This window comes from Streptomyces sp. 3-6, assembly GCF_056323165.1.
Map to the genome: position 1 here is coordinate 43,437 of NZ_JBWHZP010000018.1, position 20,111 is coordinate 63,547.

Sequence of the window (20,111 nt, forward strand, 5' to 3'; positions counted from 1 at the left end):
CACGCACAATCCTCACGAGACCGTGACGTCACGGACGACGCGGTACCCCGGACTGTCGTACATACTGAGCGAAGGTTTAGGGTCTGGCTGCCCGCTGCCACCACGAGCCTCGAGCGGGCCCGGACCAGGAGCGACAGCGGGTGTGCGCAAGGCCGGGGAGGGCTTCAGGCACACGACGCTTTTGGGGGGCTAGGACCTATGGACCCGCACCACACGGGACCCGAGGAGTACGGCCACGACGGCACCGGCCACCCGCCGCGCCAGCGCCCTCCCCGGGAATCCCTCACCTCGGACTTCGGCCAGCCCGCGCTCGCGCGCACCGTGCAGCTGGTCTCCGGTGACTTCCTGCTCACCGTCAACCCCGTCGACGGCAGCGAGATCGAGCCGTGCCCGCCCGCCGAGCGGCCCGCCCGCCCGGTGAAGCGGGACGCCGCCGGCCGCGCCGAGACCGAACGCGCCGCCCGGCCGCCCGTCCCGCCCGGCCCGTCCCTCCCCGAACCGCCGCTCCTGGCCCGCCAGGACGAACGCGAGCAGCTGGTCCGGCTGCTCGCCCGCGGCCGCTCCGTGCGCCTCACCGGCCCCGGCGGCTCCGGCCGCACCCGGCTGCTCGACATCGTCGCCGACGACTGCGCCGACCTCGCCCCCGACGGCGTCGTCCGCCTCAACGGCCTCGGCCGCAGCGCCGACGACCTGCTCGACGCCCTCTTCCGCGCCGTGTACGACGCCCCGCTGCACCGTCCGGAACGGGACGAACTGCTCGCCTGCGTCCGGGAGATCGGCGCCGTCGTCGTCCTGGACGACCTGGAGTTCGGCGGCGCGGCCCTCGACGGGCTGCTGGACGCCTGTCCCGAGTGCGCCTTCGTGTTCGGCACGACCCCCGCCGTGCCCGCCCCGTCCCCCGAGGCGGGCGTCGAGGAGGTCGCCCTGGCCGGCCTCGACCGCGCCGCCGGCCTCGACCTGCTCGAGCACGTCGTCGGCCGCCGCCTCACCGAGGACGAGTCCAACTGGGCCGGTGACCTCTGGTTCGAGTCCGAGGGCCTGCCCCTGCGCTTCGTCCAGGCCGGCGCCCTGCTGCGCCAGCGGGACCGGATGCGGGCCGGCGCCGGCGCCGTCGACGAGTTCGGCGTCTTCGAGGACGCCCGCCCCGACGACCTGCCCCCCGAGGCCGCCGCCGACGCCGACGAGGTGCCGCTGCCCGCGCTCGGCGAGGCCGCCGCCCCCGCCCCGCTGCTCGCCTCCCGGCTCAGCGCCTCCGCCCGCGCCACCCTGCGCCTCGCGGTCGCCCTGGGCGGCGAACTGCCGCACCAGGCCCACCTGCCCGCCCTGGTGGGCGACACCCACGCCGACGCGGCGCTGGGCGAGCTGGCCGCCTGCGGCCTGGTCTCACCCGTCGGCGCCCGCTACCGGCTCGCCGCCGGAGTGATGGCGCAACTGCGGGCCGCCGGGTACGCCGACGACCTGGACGCCCAGGTCCGCACCGCCGGGCAGCACTACTCCTGGTGGGCCGGACACCCGTCGGTCACCCCGGAGCGGGTCTGCGCCGAGTCCGACGCGCTGCTCGCCGCGCTCACCGCGACGGCACCCCTCACCGACGCCGTCACCGAGGGCGAGCCCAGCGCTGCCGTGCTGCTGGCCCGCACCGCGGCACCCGCCTTCGCCGCCGGACTGCACTGGAGCGCCTGGGAACGGGCGCTGCGCTCGGGCGCCGAGGCCGCCCGGCTCGCCGGGGACGTGGCGGAGGAGGCGTACTTCCACCACGAGCTCGGCATCCACGCCCTGTGCGCCGGCCGGCTCGACCGGGCCCGCACCGAACTGGAGGCGTCGATCGGCCTGCGCGGCGCGCTCGCCGACAAGCGCGGCACGGTCGCCGGCCGCCGCGCCCTGGCCCTCGTCGCCGACCGCTCCGGCACCCCGATGGCCCTTCCGCCGCTCGCGGCGGACGGACCGCCGGACGTGCGGCCCGAGGAGCCGGCCACGCCCTCGCGGGGCGCACCGGCCGCCTTCCCCGCCCTCCAGCCGCCCGCCGACACCGGCCTGGTCGTCCAGCGCACCGGCGCCACGCCCGTGGCCGCCCCGGTGCCCGCGGCCAAGGCCGGCGGCGGCCTCAAGGGCGTGGCCCGGCGCAACCTGGTGGCGACCGGGGCGGGCGCCCTGCTGGTCGCCGTGCTCGGCACGGTGGTCACCCTCGGCGCGACGTCCGGCAACGACACCGGCACCCCGTCGGAGAACGTCGGCGTGAACCCCTCGGCCAGTCAGGGCGTCGACGACGGCACCCTGGGAGCCGACCGCGCCGGCGAGAACGGCGACACCGGCACCGCCACCAGCCGCCCGACCGACCCCGGCCCGGACGGCACCTTCGGCACCTCGGACGACCCGACGCCCACCGGGAGCGGTTCGCCCAGCCCGTCGGACGGCCCCGATGAGTCCGAGGAGCCCGGCGAGCCGACGTCGACGAAGAAGCCGTCGTCGTCCACCCGGCCGCCGTCCTCGACGAAGCCGCCGACCTCCACCAAGCCGGCCGACCCCACCCCGACCACGCCGACGACCCCGCCGACCGAGACGGAGACGACCCCGCCGCCCACCGACACCGAGGAACCCCCGCCGCCGTCCACCAGCGACAGCGCCGGCGGTGAGGCCCCCTCCTCCCCGGCGGTCTCCAGCAGTTCGGCGGGCGCCCCGCGGAGCGGCGAGACGGACCCGTCCGACGATCCCGACCCCGTGATCTGAACCCCGTGATCCGACCCGCCGGGCCGGGGCACCCACGCGAACGGGCCGGATTCCCCGGGAAGGGGGATCCGGCCCGGTGCGTGCGGGCGGGGCCGCCGGCGGTCAGAACAGGCGCAGCTTGTCGTCGTCGATGCCCCGCAGCGCGTCGTAGTCGAGGACCTGGCAGCCGATGCCCCGGTCGGTGGCGAGCACCCGCGCCTGCGGCTTGATCTCCTGGGCGGCGAAGATGCCGCGCACCGGGGCGAGATGGGGATCGCGGTTCAACAGCTCCAGGTAGCGGGTGAGTTGTTCCACGCCGTCGATCTCACCGCGCCGCTTGATCTCCACCGCGACGGTCTGCCCGTCGGCGTCCCGGCACAGGATGTCCACGGGGCCGATGGCGGTCATGTACTCGCGCCGGATGAGGGTGTAGCCCTCGCCGAGGGTCTCGATACGGTCGGCGAGCAGCTCCTGAAGGTGTGCTTCCACGCCGTCCTTGATCAGACCGGGGTCCACCCCCAGTTCGTGCGAGGAGTCGTGGAGGATCTCCTCCATCGTGATGATGAGCTTCTCGCCCGCTTTGTTGACGACGGTCCACACCCCCTCCTCCGCTCCGGTCCCCTCCTTCAGCGTGCAGGGCGGCGACATCCAGTTCAGGGGCTTGTAGGCCCGGTCGTCGGCGTGGATGGAGACGCTGCCGTCCGCCTTGACCAGGATCAGGCGGGGCGCCGGGGGGAGGTGGGCGGTGAGCCGCCCGGCGTAGTCCACGGAGCAACGGGCAATGACGAGACGCATGGTCGGCAACGCTACTCGACCGGCCCGCCCCGATGCGATTCGCCCGGCGACCGGTCCCGGGTTCAACGACCGCACAGGGCCCGTGCGACGCATCTGGCACGTCCTGAATCTCCTGGAAACCGCGTGTTCGTCGATGGCCGATTACCGGCCCACAGGTTGTTCCGCATCCGGCTGTTCGCCTGGTGCGGGCCCGATCGGTTGCTTACGGTAGTGAACGGGAGGTCGCGAGACGTGTACGCAGCGTGTCCGATATCGCGAACTCCCTTATCTGTCAGGCAACCCCTGCTCGACGGGGGTGCGAGAGGAGAACCCATGTCGCTCGACGTCTCACCGGCCCTACTCGAACAGGCCGAGCGAGGCGAGGTCGACGAAGCCGCCTTCGTCGACTGCGTCCGGACCTCCCTGCCCTACGCGTGGGAGATGATCAGCTCCCTGGTGGCCCAGCTGAAGGTCGACGGCGGAGTCTTCGCCGACAACCAGACGCCCCCGCCGGACGAGCAGGCACGCGGTCAGCTGCTGCGTGCACTCGCGAGTGACGCGATACGAGGCGCGCTGCAACGGCACTTCGGTGTCCGGCTGGCCTTCCAGAACTGCCACCGGGTGGCCGTGTTCCCGCTCGACTCCTCGGTCGACGAGACGCTGGCGCGCTTCACCTCCATCCGCGGTCAGTTGCTCAACCAGTCACCGGAGCTGCGCGACTGCTGATGCGCCCCCGTCCTTCGCTTGCCGCTCCGTACGGGGAAGGCACGGTCAGTGCCGGGGCGGCAAGCCCCCTGGGCCCCCGGCCCGTTCAGGCGAGCCGGGGGAGCACGTCGCCGCCGAGGCGGCGGACGTTCTCCTCGGTCGCGGCGAGGTCGCCGGAGCCCTCGACGAGCAGCGCGAAGCGGGAGATCCCGGTGCGCTCACCGGTGGCGGCGAGCCGGTCGGCGCACTGTCGCGGCGTGCCCACCGGGTGCAGCGCGCAGAGCAGTTCGGTGTACGCCAGCGGGTCGCGCATCTGCCGCCGGCGGCCGTCCACGGTGACATGGGCCTCCAGGCCCTGCCGCAGCCAGCCCGGCATCGCCTTGGTGAGGGTCTCCACCGCGTCCTCGCGCCGGTCGGCGATCTGGCAGACGCCGGCGGAGACATGGGCGGCCTCCTGGATCTCGGCGGCGGAACGGCCGCAGGCGCGCGCGTGCCGCCGCCACAGGGCGACCATCTCGGCCTTCTCCTCGTCCCCGACGTGCATGCCCAGCAGCATCGGCAGGCCCCGCTCGGCGGCCAGGCGCACGCTCGCCGGCGAGGTGCAGGCGACGACGACCTCGGGGCCGTCGCCCGGGGTGAGCGACTCCGACGGCCGCGGGACGACGGCCACTTCACGGAACCGGAAGCGCTCGCCGTCGGCGCCGACCCGCGGTTCGCGCAGCCAGCGCGTCAGCAGATCGAGTGATTCCGGGAACCCCTTCTCGTACGCCTCCAGGCCCGACCCGAACACCTCCAGGTCGACCCACGGCCCACCGCGCCCGACGCCCAGCGAGAAGCGGCCACCGCTGGTGAGGTGCAGCAGGGCGGCCTGTTCGCCGAGCGCCACCGGGTGGGCGGTGGGCAGCACGCTGACCGCCGTACCGACCCGCAGCCGGCGGGTGCGGCCGAGCAGCAACGCGGCCAGGGTCACCGCCGACGGGCAGGTGCCGTACGGGACGAAGTGGTGCTCGGCGAGCCAGACCGAGTCGAGCCCCGCCTCCTCGGCCACCTCCGCCGAGCGGACCGCGCGGTGCAGTGCCTCTCCTTCCCCCTGCCCGGGGAACTGGGCGGCCAGTACGAAACTTCCAACGCGCATTGCTTTCCTGCTTCCTTGGCTCCGACACGGAGCTCCCCCACACGGCATAACCGTCTGACACGTGCCGAGGACACGGCCGGGCGGGGGATTTTCCGGATTGTCTGCAGAATGGGCGGCCGGGCCGGGGATCCGGACGCGCGCCCGGAGGGGCGGGGAGTCGCGGGACACGGGCGGGTACCCGGCGGTCCGCCGCGTACGCTGGACGGGTCGCTGCACCCTGTATAGCCCCGTGAGGTGTCCCTTGTCCCCGCGTCGCAACCGACCCAAGGGAGCCGGTTCCGCCGGCCGCAGTGCCGAGGACGACCGCACCGGCCGCTACGGCGGCTGGCAGACCGCGGAGAGCTGGCAGGGCGAGGAGTGGAGCGTGCGGCACGTGGCCGGGGCCAGCTCCCGCGGCAAGGCGTACCGCTGCCCCGGCTGCGACCAGTTGATCCCGGACGGGGTGCCGCACCTGGTGGCCTGGCCGGAGCACTCCGGCGTCGACGAGCGGCGGCACTGGCACAAGGCGTGCTGGAACGCGCGCGACCGCCGCGGCACGCGGGTGCAGCGGTCCCGCAACGCGCCGCGGTTCTGACCCTTCCCGGACCGTACTCCGGCGGCGGGAGCGCACGCGCGGGGGAGCGGCGGTCGCCGCCCGGTTGATAGGCAAGTAATCACTTGCCTATGGTGGGGGTGTGGCCGACGACCTCTTCAAAGCGCTCGCCGACCCCACGCGCCGCACCATCCTGGACGAACTCACGGAGAAGTCCGGCCAGACCCTGTTCGAGATCTGCTCGCGGCTGGCCATGAAGCACGGGCTCGGCATCTCCCGGCAGGGTGTCTCCCAGCACCTGGCCCTGCTGGAGGCGGCGGGCCTCGTGGAGACCCGGCGCGAGGGACGCTACAAGTTCCACGACCTGAACACGGCCCCGCTGCGGCAGATCACCGAGCGGTGGCCCCCCACCGACCCGACCGGACCGGAGAACTCCCCATGAGGATCCACCTGACCAGCGTCTTCGTCGACGACCAGGCCGAGGCACTGCGCTTCTACACGGAGGTCCTCGGCTTCGTGAAGAAGCACGACGTCCCCGTCGGCGGCGAGCACCGGTGGCTGACCGTCGTCTCGCCCGAGGACCCCGACGGCACCGAACTCCTGCTGGAACCCCTCGGCCACCCCGCCGCCCGGACCTACCGCGACGCCCTCGTCGCGGACGGCATCCCGCTCACCCAGTTCGCGGTCGACGACGTCCACGCGGAGTACGAGCGGCTGCGCGGCCTCGGGGTCCGCTTCACCCAGGAGCCGCTCCGGATGGGCCCCGTCACCACCGCCGTCCTCGACGACACCTGCGGCAACCTCGTCCAGATCGCCACCCAGACACCGTAGGCGGCCCGCCGGCGCCCAGGGCGGGGGAGCGGGCCGGCCCGACGGCGCCCCGGCCCCGCGGGCTTACGCGGGCCCGGCCCGGGGCCCGCACGTCCCGGGCCCGCGTACCGGCCCCCGGTCTACACGTCCCGGGTGTGCAGCAGGGCGAAGGCGGCGCCGAGGGCCACGGCCGTCACACCGGCCATGATCCACAGCGGGTCCCAGCCGGCCGGGCCGGAATCGCTGAGCGAGTTGGAGTAGAAGATGCCCAGCTGGTTCGGGACGGAGTACTGGAAGAGGGCCTGCTGCACGCCCTGGAGCGAGGTCGAGAACATGAACAGGGCGAGCACCAGCGGGGCCAGCAGGACACCGATCATGAGGGTGATGGCGCCCGCCGAGTGCCGGATCAGCGAGCCGACGGCCAGCGACAGGGTGCCGAGCAGCGCCAGGAAGAGCGAGGTGCCCAGCGTGCCCTTCAGCCATTCCTCGCCGGTGGGGGTCCGGGCGCCGTTGCCCTCCAGCATCGCCACGTGCAGCAGCGCGACGAGCGAGGCGGACACCAGCGTCACCACGAAGGCCACCAGGAAGAAGACCACGGCCTTGGCCGCCAGCACCCGCGCCCGCGTGGGGCAGGCCACCATGGTGGTGCGGATCAGGCCGGTGCCGTACTCGGACGCCGTGGTCATCACGCCCAGCGTGATCAGGCACATGCTGCCCACCAGCAACCCGAACACGCCGAGGCCGATCGGGCTCTCCCCGTTCAGGTCCGCGTCGGCGGTCAGCACCAGCAGTCCGGCCAGCGCGCCGATGCCGACGACCAGCAGCACGAACACGCCCAGCGTCCACATCGTGGAGCGCACCGACCGGATCTTCGTCCACTCGGCGGCGAGCGCGTGACCCAGGTGCGTGCGCACCACCGGGATCGGCGACGTGTACCGGGGGAAGGGCACGTCGGAGCCGGCGTCGGCGGCCGGCGCACCCTCGCGTGCGGGGTCGTACTGCGGCGCGGTGTCGGGCGTGCTCATCGGGCGTCCTCGGGCTTGGTCAGGTCGGTGGCGGCGGGACCGGCGGACGGGGCGGGAGCACCGGGGCCCGCGTCCGGGCCCGGCCGCGTCCCCGCGAACGGCTCCCCGCCCGCCTGGGGCGGCGGCGGCGCGTACCAGCCGGGCTGGCCCTGGCCGGGCACCGGCATCGGCGGCAGGGCGTCCTCGGGCAGCGGCTCCAGGAACCCCTCCTTCTGGTCCGTGGTGGAGCGGTAGTCGACGGCGCCCTGCGTCATGCGCATGTACGCCTCCTCCAGCGACGCCTGGTGCGGCGACAGCTCCCACAGCCGGACGTCGCAGGAGTGGGCGAGGTCACTGATCCGGGGCAGCGGCAGCCCGGTCACGCGCAGCGCGCCGTCCGGCTCGGGCAGCACCCGGCCGCCGGCCTCGGTGAGCGCGGCGGACAGCTTCTCGCGCGCCTGCGGCTCGGTCTCCGGGGTGCGGACGCGGGCGAAGTCGGCGGAGTTGGCGGAGATGAAGTCCTTCACGCTCATGTCGGCCATGAGCTGCCCGCGGCCGATGACGATCAGGTGGTCGGCGGTCAGCGCCATCTCGCTCATCAGGTGGGAGGAGACGAAGACGGTGCGGCCCTCGGCCGCGAGCGCCTTCATCAGGTTCCGCACCCACAGGATGCCCTCCGGGTCGAGGCCGTTGACGGGCTCGTCGAACAGCAGCACCTCGGGGTCGCCGAGCAGCGCGGCGGCGATGCCGAGGCGCTGCCCCATACCCAGGGAGAAGCCCCGGGACCGCTGCCGGGCCACCTCGTGCAGGCCGACCACGCCCAGCACCTCGTCCACCCGGCGGGCCGGGATGCCCGACAGCTGGGCCAGGCTCAGCAGGTGGTTGCGGGCCGCCCGGCCGCCGTGGACCGCCTTCGCGTCGAGCAGCGCGCCCACCTTCCGGGCCGCGTTGGGCAGGCTCCGGTACGGGTGGCCGTCGATGGTGACGTGACCGGCGGTGGGGTTGTCCAGGCCCAGGATCATGCGCATGGTCGTCGACTTGCCCGAACCGTTGGGGCCCAGGAAGCCGGTGACGGCTCCCGGGCGCACCCGGAACGAGAGGTCGTACACGGCGGTCTTCGCGCCGTACTGCTTGGTCAGGCCGACAGCCTCGATCATGCTCCGCACCCATCGAAGGATCTGGACACCGGGGCACACGCCCCCGTAAGGGTTAGGAGGATATCGAGACGCTGACGGTTCCGCTCAGCCCGGGACGAAAGCGCGCCAGGCCCTCCCGCCCCTGCCGGGGGCGCCGGTCACCCCGGGCTGTGCGGGCCCGGTCCCTAGGCGTCGCGCTTCTTGAGCACCAGGTAGCCCCCGAGGACCGCCGCCAGCACCCACAGCGCCATGATGCCCAGACCGCCCCAGGGACCGTACGGGGTGTCGTCGTCGAGCGGACGCACCACCTGCATGATCCGGCTGCCGGCCTGGTCGGGCAGGAACTGGCCGACCTTCTTGGTGGCGTCGACGGTGCCGAGGATGCTGGAGACCAGGAAGAAGAACGGCATCAGGATGCCCAGCGACAGCATCGGCGAGCGCAGCATCGCGGCCACACCCATCGAGAACAGGGCGATCAGCGCCATGTACAGGCCGCCGCCGATCACCGCCCGCAGGACCCCGTCGTCCCCGATGGACGCCCGGTGCTCGCCGAGCAGGGCCTGGCCCAGGAAGAAGGCGGCGAAGCTGGTCGCCATGCCGACCACCAGGGCCAGCGCGGTCGCCACCCCGAGCTTGCTGAACAGGAACGTGGCGCGCTGCGGCACCGCCGCCAGGGACGTGCGGATCATGCCGGTGCTGTACTCGTTGGACACCACCAGCACGCCGAACACGATCATCGCGAGCTGCCCCAGGCTCATCCCGGCGAAGCTGATGAACGTGGGGTCGAAGGCGATCCGGTCCTGCTCGCTGAGGTTGTCGAACTGGCTCTTGGTCAGCGCCGAGATCAGCATGCCCAGCGCGATGGTGACGACCGCCGCCAGGGAGAGCGTCCACACCGTGGACGCCACCGACCGGATCTTGGTCCACTCGGAGCGGACCACCTGTCCTGCCGCCATGGTCAGCCCTTCTTCCAGTCGGCGCCCCACGGCTGCTGCGGCTGCGGCTGCTGCTGTGGGGAGGGGGTCGGGCCGGAGTGCGCGTGGTACTCCACCGATCCCGCGGTCAGTTGCATGAAGGCCTCCTCCAGGGAGGCCCGGTGCTGGCTCAGCTCGTGCAGCACGAGCCCCTTCTCGGCGGCCAGCTCCCCGATCCGCTCGGACGTGCTGCCGTCCACCTCCAGCACTCCCTCGCCGCTCTCCACGGCGGTGATCCCGGCCTGGTGGAAGGCGTCGAGGAGCTGCTCGCGCTGCGGGGTGCGGACCCGGACGTAGGAGCGCGAGTTGTGTTCGATGAAGTCGGCCATGGTCGTGTCGGCGAGCAGCCGGCCCTGGCCGATCACGACGAGGTGGTCGGCGGTCAGCGCCATCTCGCTCATCAGGTGGGAGGAGACGAAGACCGTGCGGCCCTCGGCCGCGAGCGCCTTCATCAGGGTGCGGATCCAGTGGATGCCCTCGGGGTCGAGGCCGTTGACCGGCTCGTCGAACATCAGGATCCGCGGGTCACCGAGGAGCGCGCCGGCGATGCCGAGCCGCTGGCCCATGCCGAGCGAGAAACCTTTCGCCTTCTTCTTCGCCACCGCGGTCAGACCGACCGTGTCCAGCACCTCGTTCACCCGCCGGCGGGGGATGCCGTTGCTCTCGGCCAGGCACAGCAGGTGGTTGTACGCGGTGCGGCCGCCGTGCAGCGCCTTGGCGTCCAGCAGGGCACCGACGGCCTTCAGCGGGTCCTTCAGCTGGTCGTACCGCCGGCCCTCGATCCGGACGTCGCCGGCCGTGGGCCGGTCGAGTCCCAGCACCATCCGCATGGTGGTGGTCTTCCCGGCCCCGTTGGGTCCCAGGAAGCCGGTGACGATGCCGGGTCGTACCGTGAAGGTCAGGTTGTTGACCGCCACCTTCTCGCCGTACCGCTTGGTCAGCCCCTCGAGCTCGATCATGTCCGCCACGCTAGAGGGCGACGAAGCCCTCTGCCACCTCCGTGGCAGAGGGCTTCGGGGCAATTCGGCCGTTGTACGCCGGATCGTTACCGGGACTGCTGGGCCGGGACCCCGCGGGAGACCGGCTCGTCCTCCGTGGCGGGCGCGCCCGTGGCGGCCACCGCGGCACCCGTCAGCGTCGCCAGCATCTCGCGGACGTTGGTGAGCTGGGCGTTGATGGAGTCGCGGCGGTTGGTCAGGGCCGCCAGCTCGCGCTCGGATTCCGAACGGATCCGGTCGGCCTTGGCGTTGGCGTCCGCCACGATGTCCTCGGCCTGGCGCTGCGCGGTCTCCACCGTCTGGCGGGCGCGGCGCTCGGCGTCGGTGCGCAGCTTCTCCGCCTCCAGCCGCAGCTGCTCCGCGCGGTGCTCGATCTCGGCGAGCCGCTTCTCGGCCTTGGCCTGACGCGAGGCCAGGTCCCGCTCGGACTGCTCGCGGCGCTTGGCGAGGTTCGTCTCGAAGTCGGCGGCGGCCTGCGCGGCCTTGGCGCGGGTCTCCTCGAAGAGGGCGTCCGCCTCCTCGCGCTTGGACTGCGCGTCCTTCTGCGCCTCGGAGCGCAGCTGGGCCGCCTCGCCCTGGGCCTTCTCGACGATCCGGACGCCCTCGTCCTCCGCCTTGGCCTTGCGGTCCGCGGCGTACGACTCGGCGTCGTTGCGGACCTGCTGGGCGGCCGACTCGGCGAGCTCGCGGTGCTGCTCGGCCGCGCGACGGGCCTCCTCGCGCAGGTCCTTGGCCTCCTCCTCGGCGAGGCGCAGGATCTTCTCGACCCGGGCACCGAGACCGGCGTACGACGGCTCGGCGTCGTTGACCTGGGCCTGGGCGTTCTGGGTTTCGAGGTGGAGCTCCTCGATGCGCTTTTCCAGAGCGGTGATGCGGGCGAGAGCGCTGTCACGGTCGGAGACGAGCTTGGAGATTCGTTCGTCCACCTGAGCGCGGTCGTATCCACGCCGCACAAGCTCGAAGCCGTAGGGGGAAGTGTCGCTCATGGGGTTCCTGTCGAATGAGACCGGTGAGGTGATAGGGGGAATCCTAGGCGCCGAAGCGGTGTGTCATCGAGCGGATGCACGTTTGATACGGAGAATGACACCCCTTTTGAGTGGCTGACGGTCCCAGAGCTTGCCAAAGCCCTGGGTAAACCCCCTCGCCAGGAGGGGATTTGCCCTGTTTGACGGTTCTCGGTGCTTTCCGGTGGGGCCCCGGTGGGACTGGATACGACCCGATGCGTTCCCGGTCTGACCCGGTGCGCCCTCGGTCGTCCGCGTGCTCCGCGTGCGTCCCGGTGCGGGGGCCGTCCGTCTCCGGAGCGGTCCCGCCGGTCGCCGGTGCGTCCCTGGAGCGCTCCCGCCCGTCGCCGGTCCGGTCCCGGTGGCCCGGAGCCCCCGCGAGGCACCCGGTGTTCCGACGGCCGATGCGGGGTCCTCGGTGGCCCGGAGCCCGCCGCGACGTCACCGGGGGCCCGTCCGCCGCTACGCGTCGGAGGACTTGGCACCCGCCCGGGCGCCCGCCCCCGCCTTCACTCCGCCGTCCTTGCCGCCACCCGGGGCCTCGAAGGACTCCAGCGCCTCCAGGACGTCCTGCACCCGGGAGATCTCGGCGTTGATGTCCTCGCGGCGCCGCACCAGCACCTCCAGCTCGCGCTTGCCCTCCTCGACCGTGCGCCGGGCCTCGCGGATCGCCTCCGCCTTCAGTTCCTCGGCCTCCTTGACCAGCGCGGCCTTCTTCTGCTCCGCCTCCTTCAGCAGGCCCTCGGCCTTCTTCACGGCGGCGATGCGGACCTTGCCGGCCTCCGAGTTGGCCTCCGAGACGATCTCCTTGGCCTTCGCCTCCGCCTTGGCCAACTGCTCCTCGGCGGCCTTGATGAGCGCGTCGCAGCGGTCGCCCGTCGACTTCATCGTCTCGGCCGCCTCACGGCGGGCCCGCTCGTGCAGCTCCTCTATCTCGCCGGTGATCCGCACACGCAGCTCCTCGGCCCGCTCCCTGATCTGCGTCGCGTCCCGGCGCGTGCCGGCCAGCAGCTCGTCGGCGTCCGTACGGGCCTTCTCCACCAGCGAGTTGCCCTCGACGGTGGCCTCGGCCACCAGCCGTTCGGCCTCGCTGCGAGCGGCACCGACCATGGTGTCGGCCTGCTCCTCCGCCTCCGCCGTGGTCTTCTGCGCCTGCTGCTGAGCCTCCGTCAGCAGCTTGTCGGCCTCCGCGGTGGTCTCGGTGATGAGCGTGTCGACCTGCTCGGCGGCCTCCGAGCGCTTCCGGTTGGCCTCCTTGCGCGCCTCGTCCAGCGTCCGCTCGGCCTCCTCGCGCGCGGACGCCACGAGCCGTTCGGCAGCCGCCTCGGAGTCCGCCCGCAGGCGCTCCGCCTCGGCCCGCACCCGCTCCGCGTGCTGCTGCGCCGAACCGACCGTCTCGGCCGCCTCCGCCCGCAGTCGCTCCGCGTCGCCGGTGGCGTCCGCGATGAGCTTCTCCGCCTTGGCGACCGACTCCGCCCGCACCCGCTCGGCCTCGGCGGCCGTCTCCGCGCGCAGCCGGTCGGTCTCCGTGATGGTGTCGGCGGTGAGCCGCTCCGCCTCGTTGCTCGCCTCGGTGACGAGGGTGTCCGCCTGCGCCGCCGCCTCCGAGCGGATGCGGTTGGCGTCCTCCCGGGCCTCCGCCCGGGTGCGCGAGGCGCTCTGCTCCGCCTCCGCGATGGTGTCCGAGGCCTCCGTGCGCACCCGCTGGGCGTGCTCGGCGACCTCGGCGCGGAGACGGTCCGCCTCCGTGATCGCCTCGGACACCGTCCGCTCGGCGAGGGACTTGGCGGCCTCGGTCTCCTCCCGCGCCTCCCGGCGCAGCCGCCCGGCGTCCTCGCTCGCCCGCTCCCGCTCCGCGTAGGCGTCGGCGCGGACCCGGTCCGCCTCCTCCTCGGCTTCGCGCCGCGTGCGCTCCGCCGCGTGCTCGGCGGCGCTGCGCAGCCCGGCGATCTCCTCCTGCGCCTGCTCCTGCAGCCCCGCCACGGAGTCCCGCACCTGCTGGGCGTGCTGCTCGGCCGCCGACACCATCTCCGTGGCGCGCCGGTCCGCCTCCTGGACCAGGCGCACCGCCTCGGCCTGCGCCTCCTCGACGCGCTTGCGCGCCGACGCCAGCAGCTCCTCGCTCTGCTCACGCGCCCGCTCGCGCTCCCGGCCGGCCTCCTCCCGGGCCGCGCCGAGCAGTTCCTCGGCCTCGCGGCGACGGCGGGCCGCCTCCTCCTGCGCGGCGGCCAGCGTCTCCGACGCCTCCGTGCCCAGCCGCTCGGCCGCGGCCTGCGCCTCGGCCCGCATCCGGTCCGCGCTCTCCTGCGCCTCCGACTTCAGCCGCTCCGCCTCGGACGCGGCCTCCGAGCGCAGCCGCACCGCGACCGCCTCGCCCTCCGCGCGGGACGCCGACGCGTCGGAAGCGGCCTCGTCACGCAGCCGCTCGGCCTCGGCCTCCGCCTGCTGCTGCAGCGAGCGGATCCGTTCGGCGGCCTCCGCGCGCAGCCGCTCGCCCTCCTCGGCCGCCTCCCGGCGGATCCGGGCGGCCTCCTCGCGGGCCTCGCTCAGCGCCTCCTCGGCGGCGGCCAACCTCTCCTCGGCCTCCGAGCGCAGCCGCTTCAGGTCCTCGGCGGCCTCCGCGTGCCGGGCGGCGACCGCGCGGTCGGCCTCCTCGCGCAGCTCCCGGGCGGCACGCTCGGCGTCCGCCGTGAGCGCCTCGGCCTGCTCGACGGCCTCCGCGCGGTGCCGCTCGGCCTCCTTGCGGGTGCGCTCCAGCGTCTCCTCGGCCTGCCGGCGCAGCGTGGTGGCGCGCTCGATGGCCTCGGTGCGGACCTTCTCGCTGTCCGTCTGCGCGGTCGAGCGCAGCTCGTCGGCGTCGGCCTTCGCCTTGGCCAGCAGCTCCTCGGCGGACTTCGCCGCCTCCTCGATCTGCGCCACGGCCTCCTTGCGGGCCTCCGCGCGGATCTTCTCGCCCTCCGCGACCGCGTCGGCGCGCAGCTGCTCGGCCTCACCGCGCAGCCGGCGGGCCTCCTCCTGCAGCTCGACCGTCTTGGCGCGGTACTCCTTGGTGTCGTCCTTGGCCGCGCCCCTGAGCTGCTCGGAGATGTCCTGCGCCTCGGCGCGCAGCCGGTCCGCCTCGGCCTCGGCCTCCTTGCGGATCCGCTCGGCCTCCTCGGCGGCGGCCCGGGTGGTCCGCTTGGCCTCCTCGGACGCCTTGTCCAGGACCTCCTCCGCGGTCCTGGCCGCCTTGGACAGCTGGGTCGCCGACTCCTCCGCGGTGAGCGTGCGCGCCTTCTCGGCCGCCTCGGCGACGATCTTCTCGGCCTCGGCACGGGCGTCCGCGCGCAGCTGCTCGGCCTCGGCCCGGGCGGCCTCCGCCTCCTTGGTCGCCTCGCCGACCAGCCGCGCGACCTGCTCCTTGGCGGTGCGCGTGCGGGTCTCGTTGGCCGACTCCGCGGAGCTGAGCGCCTTGGCGGCCGACTCCTTGGCCTCGTCGAGCAGCTTCTCGGCCTCGGCCCGCGCCTCGCGCAGCGCCGCCTCGGCCTCGGCCATCCGCGCCTCCGCGGCCCTGGCCATCTCCTGGGCCTTGCGGCGCGCCGTCTCCGACTCCGACGCCGTCGACGTGCGCAGCTGCTCCGCGTGGTCGGTGGCCTCCTGGGCCTGGGTGGAGGCGGCGTTCAGCAGCCGCTCGGCGTCCGCGCGGGCACGGCGCAGCAACTGCTCGGCCTCCGCGCGGGCCGCCTCGGCCTCGCTCTGCAGGCGCTGGCGCGCCTCGTCGGTCAGCCGCTCGGCCTCCGCGCGGGCGGCGGCCATCGCCTGCTCGGCCTCGGCACGGGACTCCTCCAGCAGGCGCCGGGCCTGCTGCTCGGTGCGGGCGCGCAGCTGCTCCGCCCACGCCACGTTCTCGTTGACGTGCGACTCGACGGTCTGCCGGCGTTCCGCCAGCTCCTGGTCGAGCTGCTGGCGCCGGGTGACGGCCTCCTGGTGCAGCTCCGCCTGGAGACGGGCCGCCTGCTCGGCGTGCTCCTGGAGGATGCGCTGGGTCTGCGCGCGGGCCTGGCTCAGCTCCCGCTCGGCGTCCGCCCGCAGCTGGTCGGCCTGCAGCTGCGCGTTCCGCAGCAGCTGCTCCGCCTGGTACCCGAGGTCACCGCCGTCGTAGGAGGGGCGGGACATGATGGTGCGCCGCGCCTCGTGCAGCTTGGCGCGCAGCACCTCGACCTGGTAGCCGAGGTCATCGGCGTGCTGGATCGCCTTTTCCCGCTCGGTCTTGAGCCGTTTCATCTCGGCTTCGAACCGAGAGAGGTGGTCGACGTCAGCCGCCGGCTCTCGCTCCTGGCTCTCGTAGCCCCGCACTGCGCGGTCCCATCCGTCCCCTGGTCGCAAGTCTGGCCGAGCCCCGCCCATCCGCCGAACGGGGCCCCCGGGGAATGGTGTCAGATCACTGGGGGAGCATGGGCTGCTGCCCCGGCGCTCGCCCCCCGAAACCCGGACCCCGGTGGTCCTGACGTGCTCGACGGCAGGACCTGGTCACCCTGTATCGAGCGGCGACCGCACCCAACCCTACCGGCCCCTCTGTACGTGGGTCAGTGCTCAGGTGACTCAACTGGCGCCGAAGTGACCAGTTCTGTCAGTACGCCATGGCAGTCCTTGGGGTGCAGGAAGGTGATGCGTGACCCCATGGAGCCGCGCCGGGGCTCTTCGTACAGAACGCGTACGCCCTTGTCCCTGATGCCGGCCGCGTCCGCGTCCACATCCGCCGTACCGAAAGCGATGTGGTGGACGCCCTCGCCGTTCTTCGCGAGCCACTTCGCGACGGTGGAGTCCTCCCGGGTCGGCTCCAGCAGCTGCAGGTAGGAGGCGCCGCCGTCCGAAGTGTCGTTGATCTTGAGCATGGCCTCGCGCACGCCCTGCTCCTCGTTGACCTCCGAGTGGAACACCTCGAAGCCGTAGGTGGCCCGGTAGAACTCGACGGTCCGGTCCAGGTCGAAGCAGGCGATCCCGATGTGGTCGATTCGCGTCAGCATGGATTCAGTGGAGCGCCCCGCGCGTGGTTACGCAACGTGCGCGCGATCACACCGTAAGCCCGATGACGCGGTCGGCCGCGCCTCAGTACATTCGAAGTAAACCCTCGTTCACTCCTCGGCTGTGCAGGCCGGTAAGGGGATCGCCGCTCATGTCTTCCGCATCTTCCGCACCGAACGGCACGACGTCCGTCATCGTCGCGGGCGCCCGCACCCCCATGGGGCGGCTGCTCGGCTCGCTGAAGTCGTTCTCCGGAGCCGACCTCGGCGGCTTCGCGATCAAGGCCGCCCTCGACCGTGCGGGGATCGGCGGCGACCAGGTCCAGTACGTGATCATGGGCCAGGTGCTCCAGGCCGGGGCGGGGCAGATCCCGGCGCGCCAGGCGGCCGTGAAGGCCGGCATCCCGATGAACGTCCCCGCGCTCACCATCAACAAGGTGTGCCTCTCCGGCCTCGACGCCATCGCCCTGGCCGACCAGCTGATCCGCGCCGGCGAGTTCGACGTGGTCGTCGCCGGCGGCCAGGAGTCCATGACCAACGCCCCGCACCTGCTGCCGAAGTCCCGCGAGGGCTACAAGTACGGCGCGGTGCAGATGATCGACGCCATGGCCCACGACGGCCTCACCGACTCCTTCGAGAACATCGCCATGGGCGAGTCCACGGAGAAGCACAACACCCGCCTGGGCATCGCCCGCCCCGAGCAGGACGAGATCGCCGCCCTGTCCCACCAGCGTGCCGCCGCCGCCCAGAAGAACGGTGTCTTCGACGCCGAGATCACCCCGGTGGAGATCCCGCAGCGCAAGGGCGACCCGGTCCTCTTCAGCAAGGACGAGGGCATCCGGGGCGACACCACCGCCGAGTCCCTCGGCAAGCTGCGGCCCGCCTTCGCCAAGGACGGCACCATCACCGCCGGCTCCTCCTCGCAGATCTCCGACGGCGCCGCCGCCGTGGTCGTCATGAGCAAGGCCAAGGCCCAGGAGCTGGGCCTGGAGTGGATCGCCGAGATCGGCGCCCACGGCAACGTGGCCGGCCCGGACAACTCGCTGCAGTCGCAGCCGTCCAACGCGATCCGCCACGCGCTGGAGAAGGAGGGCCTGGAGGTCTCCGACCTCGACCTGATCGAGATCAACGAGGCGTTCGCCGCGGTCGCCGTGCAGTCCATGAAGGACCTCGGCGTGTCCACGGAAAAGGTGAACGTCAACGGTGGTGCCATTGCTCTCGGTCACCCGATCGGGATGTCCGGGGCGCGGCTGGTGCTGCACCTGGCGCTGGAGCTGAAGCGGCGCGGCGGCGGTGTCGGCGCGGCGGCGCTGTGCGGCGGCGGCGGCCAGGGCGACGCGCTGATCGTGCGGGTCCCCAGGGCCTGAGCCGGGAAAGTGTCGGGCAGGTCGTCTTTCGTGAACGGAGCTGTGATGCAGGACGTCTCCACTCTGGTGGCCCAGGCCAGGGAGGGCAGGCCGCGGGCCGTGGCCCGGCTGATCTCCCTGGTGGAGGGGGCGTCCCCGCAGCTGAGGGAGGTCATGGCGGCCCTGGCGCCGCTGACCGGCAACGCCTACGTCGTCGGCCTCACCGGCTCGCCCGGGGTCGGCAAGTCGACCTCCACGTCGGCACTGGTGAGCGCGTACCGCAGGCAGGGCCGGCGGGTCGGTGTCCTGGCCGTCGACCCCTCCTCGCCGTTCTCCGGGGGCGCGCTGCTCGGTGACCGGGTCCGGATGTCGGAGCACGCCTCCGACCCGGGCGTCTACATCCGCTCCATGGCCACCCGCGGCCACCTGGGCGGCCTCGCCTGGGCCGCGCCGCAGGCCATCCGGGTGCTGGACGCGGCGGGCTGCGACGTGGTGCTGGTGGAGACGGTGGGCGTCGGCCAGTCGGAGGTGGAGATCGCCTCCCAGGCCGACACCTCGGTGGTGCTGCTGGCACCGGGCATGGGCGACGGCATCCAGGCGGCCAAGGCCGGGATCCTGGAGATCGGCGACGTCTACGTGGTCAACAAGGCCGACCGGGACGGCGCGGACGCCACCGCCCGGGAGCTGAACCACATGCTGGGCCTCGGCGAGGCCCGCAAGCCCGGCGACTGGCGCCCGCCGATCGTCAAGACGGTCGCCTCGCGGTCGGAGGGCGTCGACGAGGTCGTCGAGGCCCTGGAGAAGCACCGCGCCTGGATGGAGGAGCGGGGCGTGCTGGCCGAACGCCGGCGGGCCCGGGCCTCCCGCGAGGTCGAGACCATCGCGGTCACGGCCCTGCGGGAGCGCATCGGCGACCTGCACGGCGACCGCCGTCTGGGCGCCCTGGCGGACCGCATCACGGCCGGCGAGCTGGACCCGTACCGCGCGGCGGACGAGCTGGTGGCCGGCCTGACCGAGGGCTGAGCGGACGCCGGTCACGGAACACGTGAGGGGCGGTGGCGGGGTTCTCCCCGCCACCGCCCCTGTCACGTGGTCACCGGGCCGGACGGGCACCGGGCCACGCGGTCACGCGGTCACGCGGGCACCGGGCCACGTGATCACTGAGTCACGTGGTCGTGGCGCGTCCGGCCGGGAGGGTGCGTCCGTCCGGAGGGTGCGTCCGTCCGGAAGGGTGCGTCCGGCCGGTTCAGTCGTCGCGTCGGGCCCGGTTCAGTCGTCGGCGTCGTCGTCGTCATCGTCCGAGCGGTCGGAGGCGTCGTCCCGGTCGGCGGTGACCTTGCCGTTCTTCCGGTCCACGTGCCAGTCCTTCTCGGCGCCGCGGGCGTTCGTGGTCTCGACCTCCCAGCCCCGCTCGTCGTCGTCCTCCAGGTCCACCGAGGTCACCGTGCCCTGGGCGGCGGCGGCCCGGGCGGCGTCCTGCGCGGAGACCGAGGCGCCCTTCAGCGCGGCCCGCACCTCGGCGGTGTCGTCGGAGTCGTCGTCGTCCCGCTCCGAGCCCAGCACCTTGCCGGTGGCCGGGTCGATCCGCACGCTGTACCAGGCGTCGGAGCCGGTCAGCACGTCGACCTCCCAGACCGTCCGGCGGTCCGCGTTCCGGCCGTCCTCGTCGTCCAGCTCGGCGGAGACCGCGGTGCCGGGGCGGTGCTTCAGGGCGGCGGCGATGGCGTCGGCCGCGGTCACCTTCCCGGAGGCCGCCCGGACCTCGTCGCGGTCGTCGTCCCGGTCGTCGCGGTCGTCCCGGTCGTCCGTGCGGTCGTCGTCGCGGGTGTCCGCCTGCCGCGTGGCCGGCGCGTCGTCCCCCGCGACCGCGATGGCCGTCGCGGTGCCTCCCCCGACGAGGGCCGCGGCCGTGACGACGGCGATCACGATGTTGCGCTTCATGCTGGTTCCTCCCCAGTGGTCATGCTTGACGTCGAGTCGCTCG

17 protein-coding genes are annotated in these 20,111 nt (G+C 73.4%); 7 read left to right on the forward strand and 10 right to left on the reverse strand.

Annotated elements, in window-relative coordinates; translation table 11 throughout:
• Window positions 1-198: 198 nt before the first annotated feature.
• Window positions 199-2,727, forward strand: coding sequence for an ATP-binding protein (locus AC02VZ_RS21680; protein WP_476476167.1), 2,529 nt, complete (start codon window positions 199-201; stop codon window positions 2,725-2,727).
• A gap of 102 nt (window positions 2,728-2,829) precedes the next feature.
• On the opposite strand, the gene nucS is transcribed toward AC02VZ_RS21680, so the two are convergent.
• A complete protein-coding gene (gene nucS / locus AC02VZ_RS21685; RefSeq protein ID WP_164344214.1) occupies window positions 2,830-3,501 on the reverse strand; it encodes an endonuclease NucS in 672 nt (223 codons plus the stop codon).
• A 312-nt stretch (window positions 3,502-3,813) separates the two neighbouring features.
• Between nucS and AC02VZ_RS21690 the strand changes: the two genes are divergently transcribed.
• Window positions 3,814-4,206: an SCO5389 family protein gene (locus AC02VZ_RS21690; RefSeq protein WP_164336165.1), complete on the forward strand. Its 393-nt coding sequence runs from the start codon at window positions 3,814-3,816 to the stop codon at window positions 4,204-4,206.
• 85 nt (window positions 4,207-4,291) lie between these two features.
• Here AC02VZ_RS21690 and AC02VZ_RS21695 read toward each other — a convergent pair whose 3' ends face one another.
• Complete coding sequence (locus AC02VZ_RS21695) at window positions 4,292-5,320, reverse strand: LLM class flavin-dependent oxidoreductase (RefSeq protein ID WP_476476168.1); 1,029 nt, start codon at window positions 5,318-5,320, stop codon at window positions 4,292-4,294.
• A gap of 241 nt (window positions 5,321-5,561) precedes the next feature.
• Between AC02VZ_RS21695 and AC02VZ_RS21700 the strand changes: the two genes are divergently transcribed.
• From AC02VZ_RS21700 to AC02VZ_RS21710, 3 genes are all read left to right on the forward strand, one after another.
• The gene (locus AC02VZ_RS21700) at window positions 5,562-5,894 is read left to right on the forward strand and encodes an ATP/GTP-binding protein (protein WP_432054264.1); all 333 of its coding nucleotides are present in this window, start codon (window positions 5,562-5,564) and stop codon (window positions 5,892-5,894) included.
• Window positions 5,895-5,994: 100 nt separating this feature from the next.
• Window positions 5,995-6,294 carry an ArsR/SmtB family transcription factor gene (locus AC02VZ_RS21705; protein ID WP_432054265.1) on the forward strand — a complete coding sequence of 100 codons (300 nt, stop codon included), beginning with the start codon at window positions 5,995-5,997 and terminating at the stop codon, window positions 6,292-6,294.
• A complete protein-coding gene (locus AC02VZ_RS21710) occupies window positions 6,291-6,683 on the forward strand; it encodes a VOC family protein (protein ID WP_432054266.1) in 393 nt (130 codons plus the stop codon). Before AC02VZ_RS21705 ends, AC02VZ_RS21710 begins: the two co-directional genes overlap by 4 nt.
• Before the next feature lie 119 nt (window positions 6,684-6,802).
• Here AC02VZ_RS21710 and AC02VZ_RS21715 read toward each other — a convergent pair whose 3' ends face one another.
• The 7 genes from AC02VZ_RS21715 to mce form a co-directional block, all read right to left on the reverse strand.
• Window positions 6,803-7,687 carry an ABC transporter permease gene (locus AC02VZ_RS21715; protein ID WP_476476169.1) on the reverse strand — a complete coding sequence of 295 codons (885 nt, stop codon included), beginning with the start codon at window positions 7,685-7,687 and terminating at the stop codon, window positions 6,803-6,805.
• The gene (locus AC02VZ_RS21720; RefSeq protein WP_476476170.1) at window positions 7,684-8,823 is read right to left on the reverse strand and encodes an ABC transporter ATP-binding protein; all 1,140 of its coding nucleotides are present in this window, start codon (window positions 8,821-8,823) and stop codon (window positions 7,684-7,686) included. The genes AC02VZ_RS21715 and AC02VZ_RS21720 overlap by 4 nt, the downstream gene beginning before the upstream one ends.
• Window positions 8,824-8,987: 164 nt before the next feature.
• A complete protein-coding gene (locus tag AC02VZ_RS21725) occupies window positions 8,988-9,758 on the reverse strand; it encodes an ABC transporter permease (protein WP_432054269.1) in 771 nt (256 codons plus the stop codon).
• A gap of 2 nt (window positions 9,759-9,760) precedes the next feature.
• Window positions 9,761-10,735 carry an ABC transporter ATP-binding protein gene (locus AC02VZ_RS21730; RefSeq protein ID WP_476476171.1) on the reverse strand — a complete coding sequence of 325 codons (975 nt, stop codon included), beginning with the start codon at window positions 10,733-10,735 and terminating at the stop codon, window positions 9,761-9,763.
• A gap of 86 nt (window positions 10,736-10,821) precedes the next feature.
• The gene (locus AC02VZ_RS21735) at window positions 10,822-11,760 is read right to left on the reverse strand and encodes a coiled-coil domain-containing protein (RefSeq protein ID WP_432054271.1); all 939 of its coding nucleotides are present in this window, start codon (window positions 11,758-11,760) and stop codon (window positions 10,822-10,824) included.
• Between the two features lie 480 nt (window positions 11,761-12,240).
• Window positions 12,241-16,113 carry a polarized growth protein Scy gene (scy, locus tag AC02VZ_RS21740; protein ID WP_476476172.1) on the reverse strand — a complete coding sequence of 1,291 codons (3,873 nt, stop codon included), beginning with the start codon at window positions 16,111-16,113 and terminating at the stop codon, window positions 12,241-12,243.
• Between the two features lie 230 nt (window positions 16,114-16,343).
• The gene (mce, locus tag AC02VZ_RS21745; protein WP_432054273.1) at window positions 16,344-16,784 is read right to left on the reverse strand and encodes a methylmalonyl-CoA epimerase; all 441 of its coding nucleotides are present in this window, start codon (window positions 16,782-16,784) and stop codon (window positions 16,344-16,346) included.
• A 149-nt stretch (window positions 16,785-16,933) separates the two neighbouring features.
• Here mce and AC02VZ_RS21750 point away from each other — a divergent pair, with 149 nt between their 5' ends.
• Both AC02VZ_RS21750 and meaB read left to right on the forward strand, forming a co-directional pair.
• Window positions 16,934-18,148, forward strand: a complete 1,215-nt coding sequence (locus AC02VZ_RS21750) for an acetyl-CoA C-acetyltransferase (protein ID WP_432054274.1) — start codon at window positions 16,934-16,936, stop codon at window positions 18,146-18,148.
• Window positions 18,149-18,193: 45 nt separating this feature from the next.
• Window positions 18,194-19,150 carry a methylmalonyl Co-A mutase-associated GTPase MeaB gene (gene meaB / locus AC02VZ_RS21755; RefSeq protein WP_476476189.1) on the forward strand — a complete coding sequence of 319 codons (957 nt, stop codon included), beginning with the start codon at window positions 18,194-18,196 and terminating at the stop codon, window positions 19,148-19,150.
• 246 nt (window positions 19,151-19,396) lie between these two features.
• Here the strand turns inward: meaB and AC02VZ_RS21760 are convergent, their stop codons facing one another.
• On the reverse strand, window positions 19,397-20,068 hold the full coding sequence (locus AC02VZ_RS21760; RefSeq protein ID WP_476476190.1) for a PepSY domain-containing protein: 672 nt from the start codon (window positions 20,066-20,068) through the stop codon (window positions 19,397-19,399).
• Between the last annotated feature and the right edge of the window lie 43 nt (window positions 20,069-20,111).

Coding starts and splice junctions, on each gene's coding strand:
- AC02VZ_RS21760 (WP_476476190.1), bottom strand. CDS start 20,068: ATGAAGCGCAACATCGTGATCGCCGTCGTCACGGCCGCGGCCCTCGTC.
- meaB (WP_476476189.1), top strand. CDS start 18,194: ATGCAGGACGTCTCCACTCTGGTGGCCCAGGCCAGGGAGGGCAGGCCG.
- AC02VZ_RS21730 (WP_476476171.1), bottom strand. CDS start 10,735: ATGATCGAGCTCGAGGGGCTGACCAAGCGGTACGGCGAGAAGGTGGCG.
- AC02VZ_RS21735 (WP_432054271.1), bottom strand. CDS start 11,760: ATGAGCGACACTTCCCCCTACGGCTTCGAGCTTGTGCGGCGTGGATAC.
- AC02VZ_RS21725 (WP_432054269.1), bottom strand. CDS start 9,758: ATGGCGGCAGGACAGGTGGTCCGCTCCGAGTGGACCAAGATCCGGTCG.
- nucS (WP_164344214.1), bottom strand. CDS start 3,501: ATGCGTCTCGTCATTGCCCGTTGCTCCGTGGACTACGCCGGGCGGCTC.
- AC02VZ_RS21690 (WP_164336165.1), top strand. CDS start 3,814: ATGTCGCTCGACGTCTCACCGGCCCTACTCGAACAGGCCGAGCGAGGC.
- AC02VZ_RS21710 (WP_432054266.1), top strand. CDS start 6,291: ATGAGGATCCACCTGACCAGCGTCTTCGTCGACGACCAGGCCGAGGCA.
- AC02VZ_RS21695 (WP_476476168.1), bottom strand. CDS start 5,320: ATGCGCGTTGGAAGTTTCGTACTGGCCGCCCAGTTCCCCGGGCAGGGG.
- AC02VZ_RS21715 (WP_476476169.1), bottom strand. CDS start 7,687: ATGAGCACGCCCGACACCGCGCCGCAGTACGACCCCGCACGCGAGGGT.
- AC02VZ_RS21680 (WP_476476167.1), top strand. CDS start 199: ATGGACCCGCACCACACGGGACCCGAGGAGTACGGCCACGACGGCACC.
- AC02VZ_RS21750 (WP_432054274.1), top strand. CDS start 16,934: ATGTCTTCCGCATCTTCCGCACCGAACGGCACGACGTCCGTCATCGTC.
- mce (WP_432054273.1), bottom strand. CDS start 16,784: ATGCTGACGCGAATCGACCACATCGGGATCGCCTGCTTCGACCTGGAC.
- AC02VZ_RS21720 (WP_476476170.1), bottom strand. CDS start 8,823: ATGATCGAGGCTGTCGGCCTGACCAAGCAGTACGGCGCGAAGACCGCC.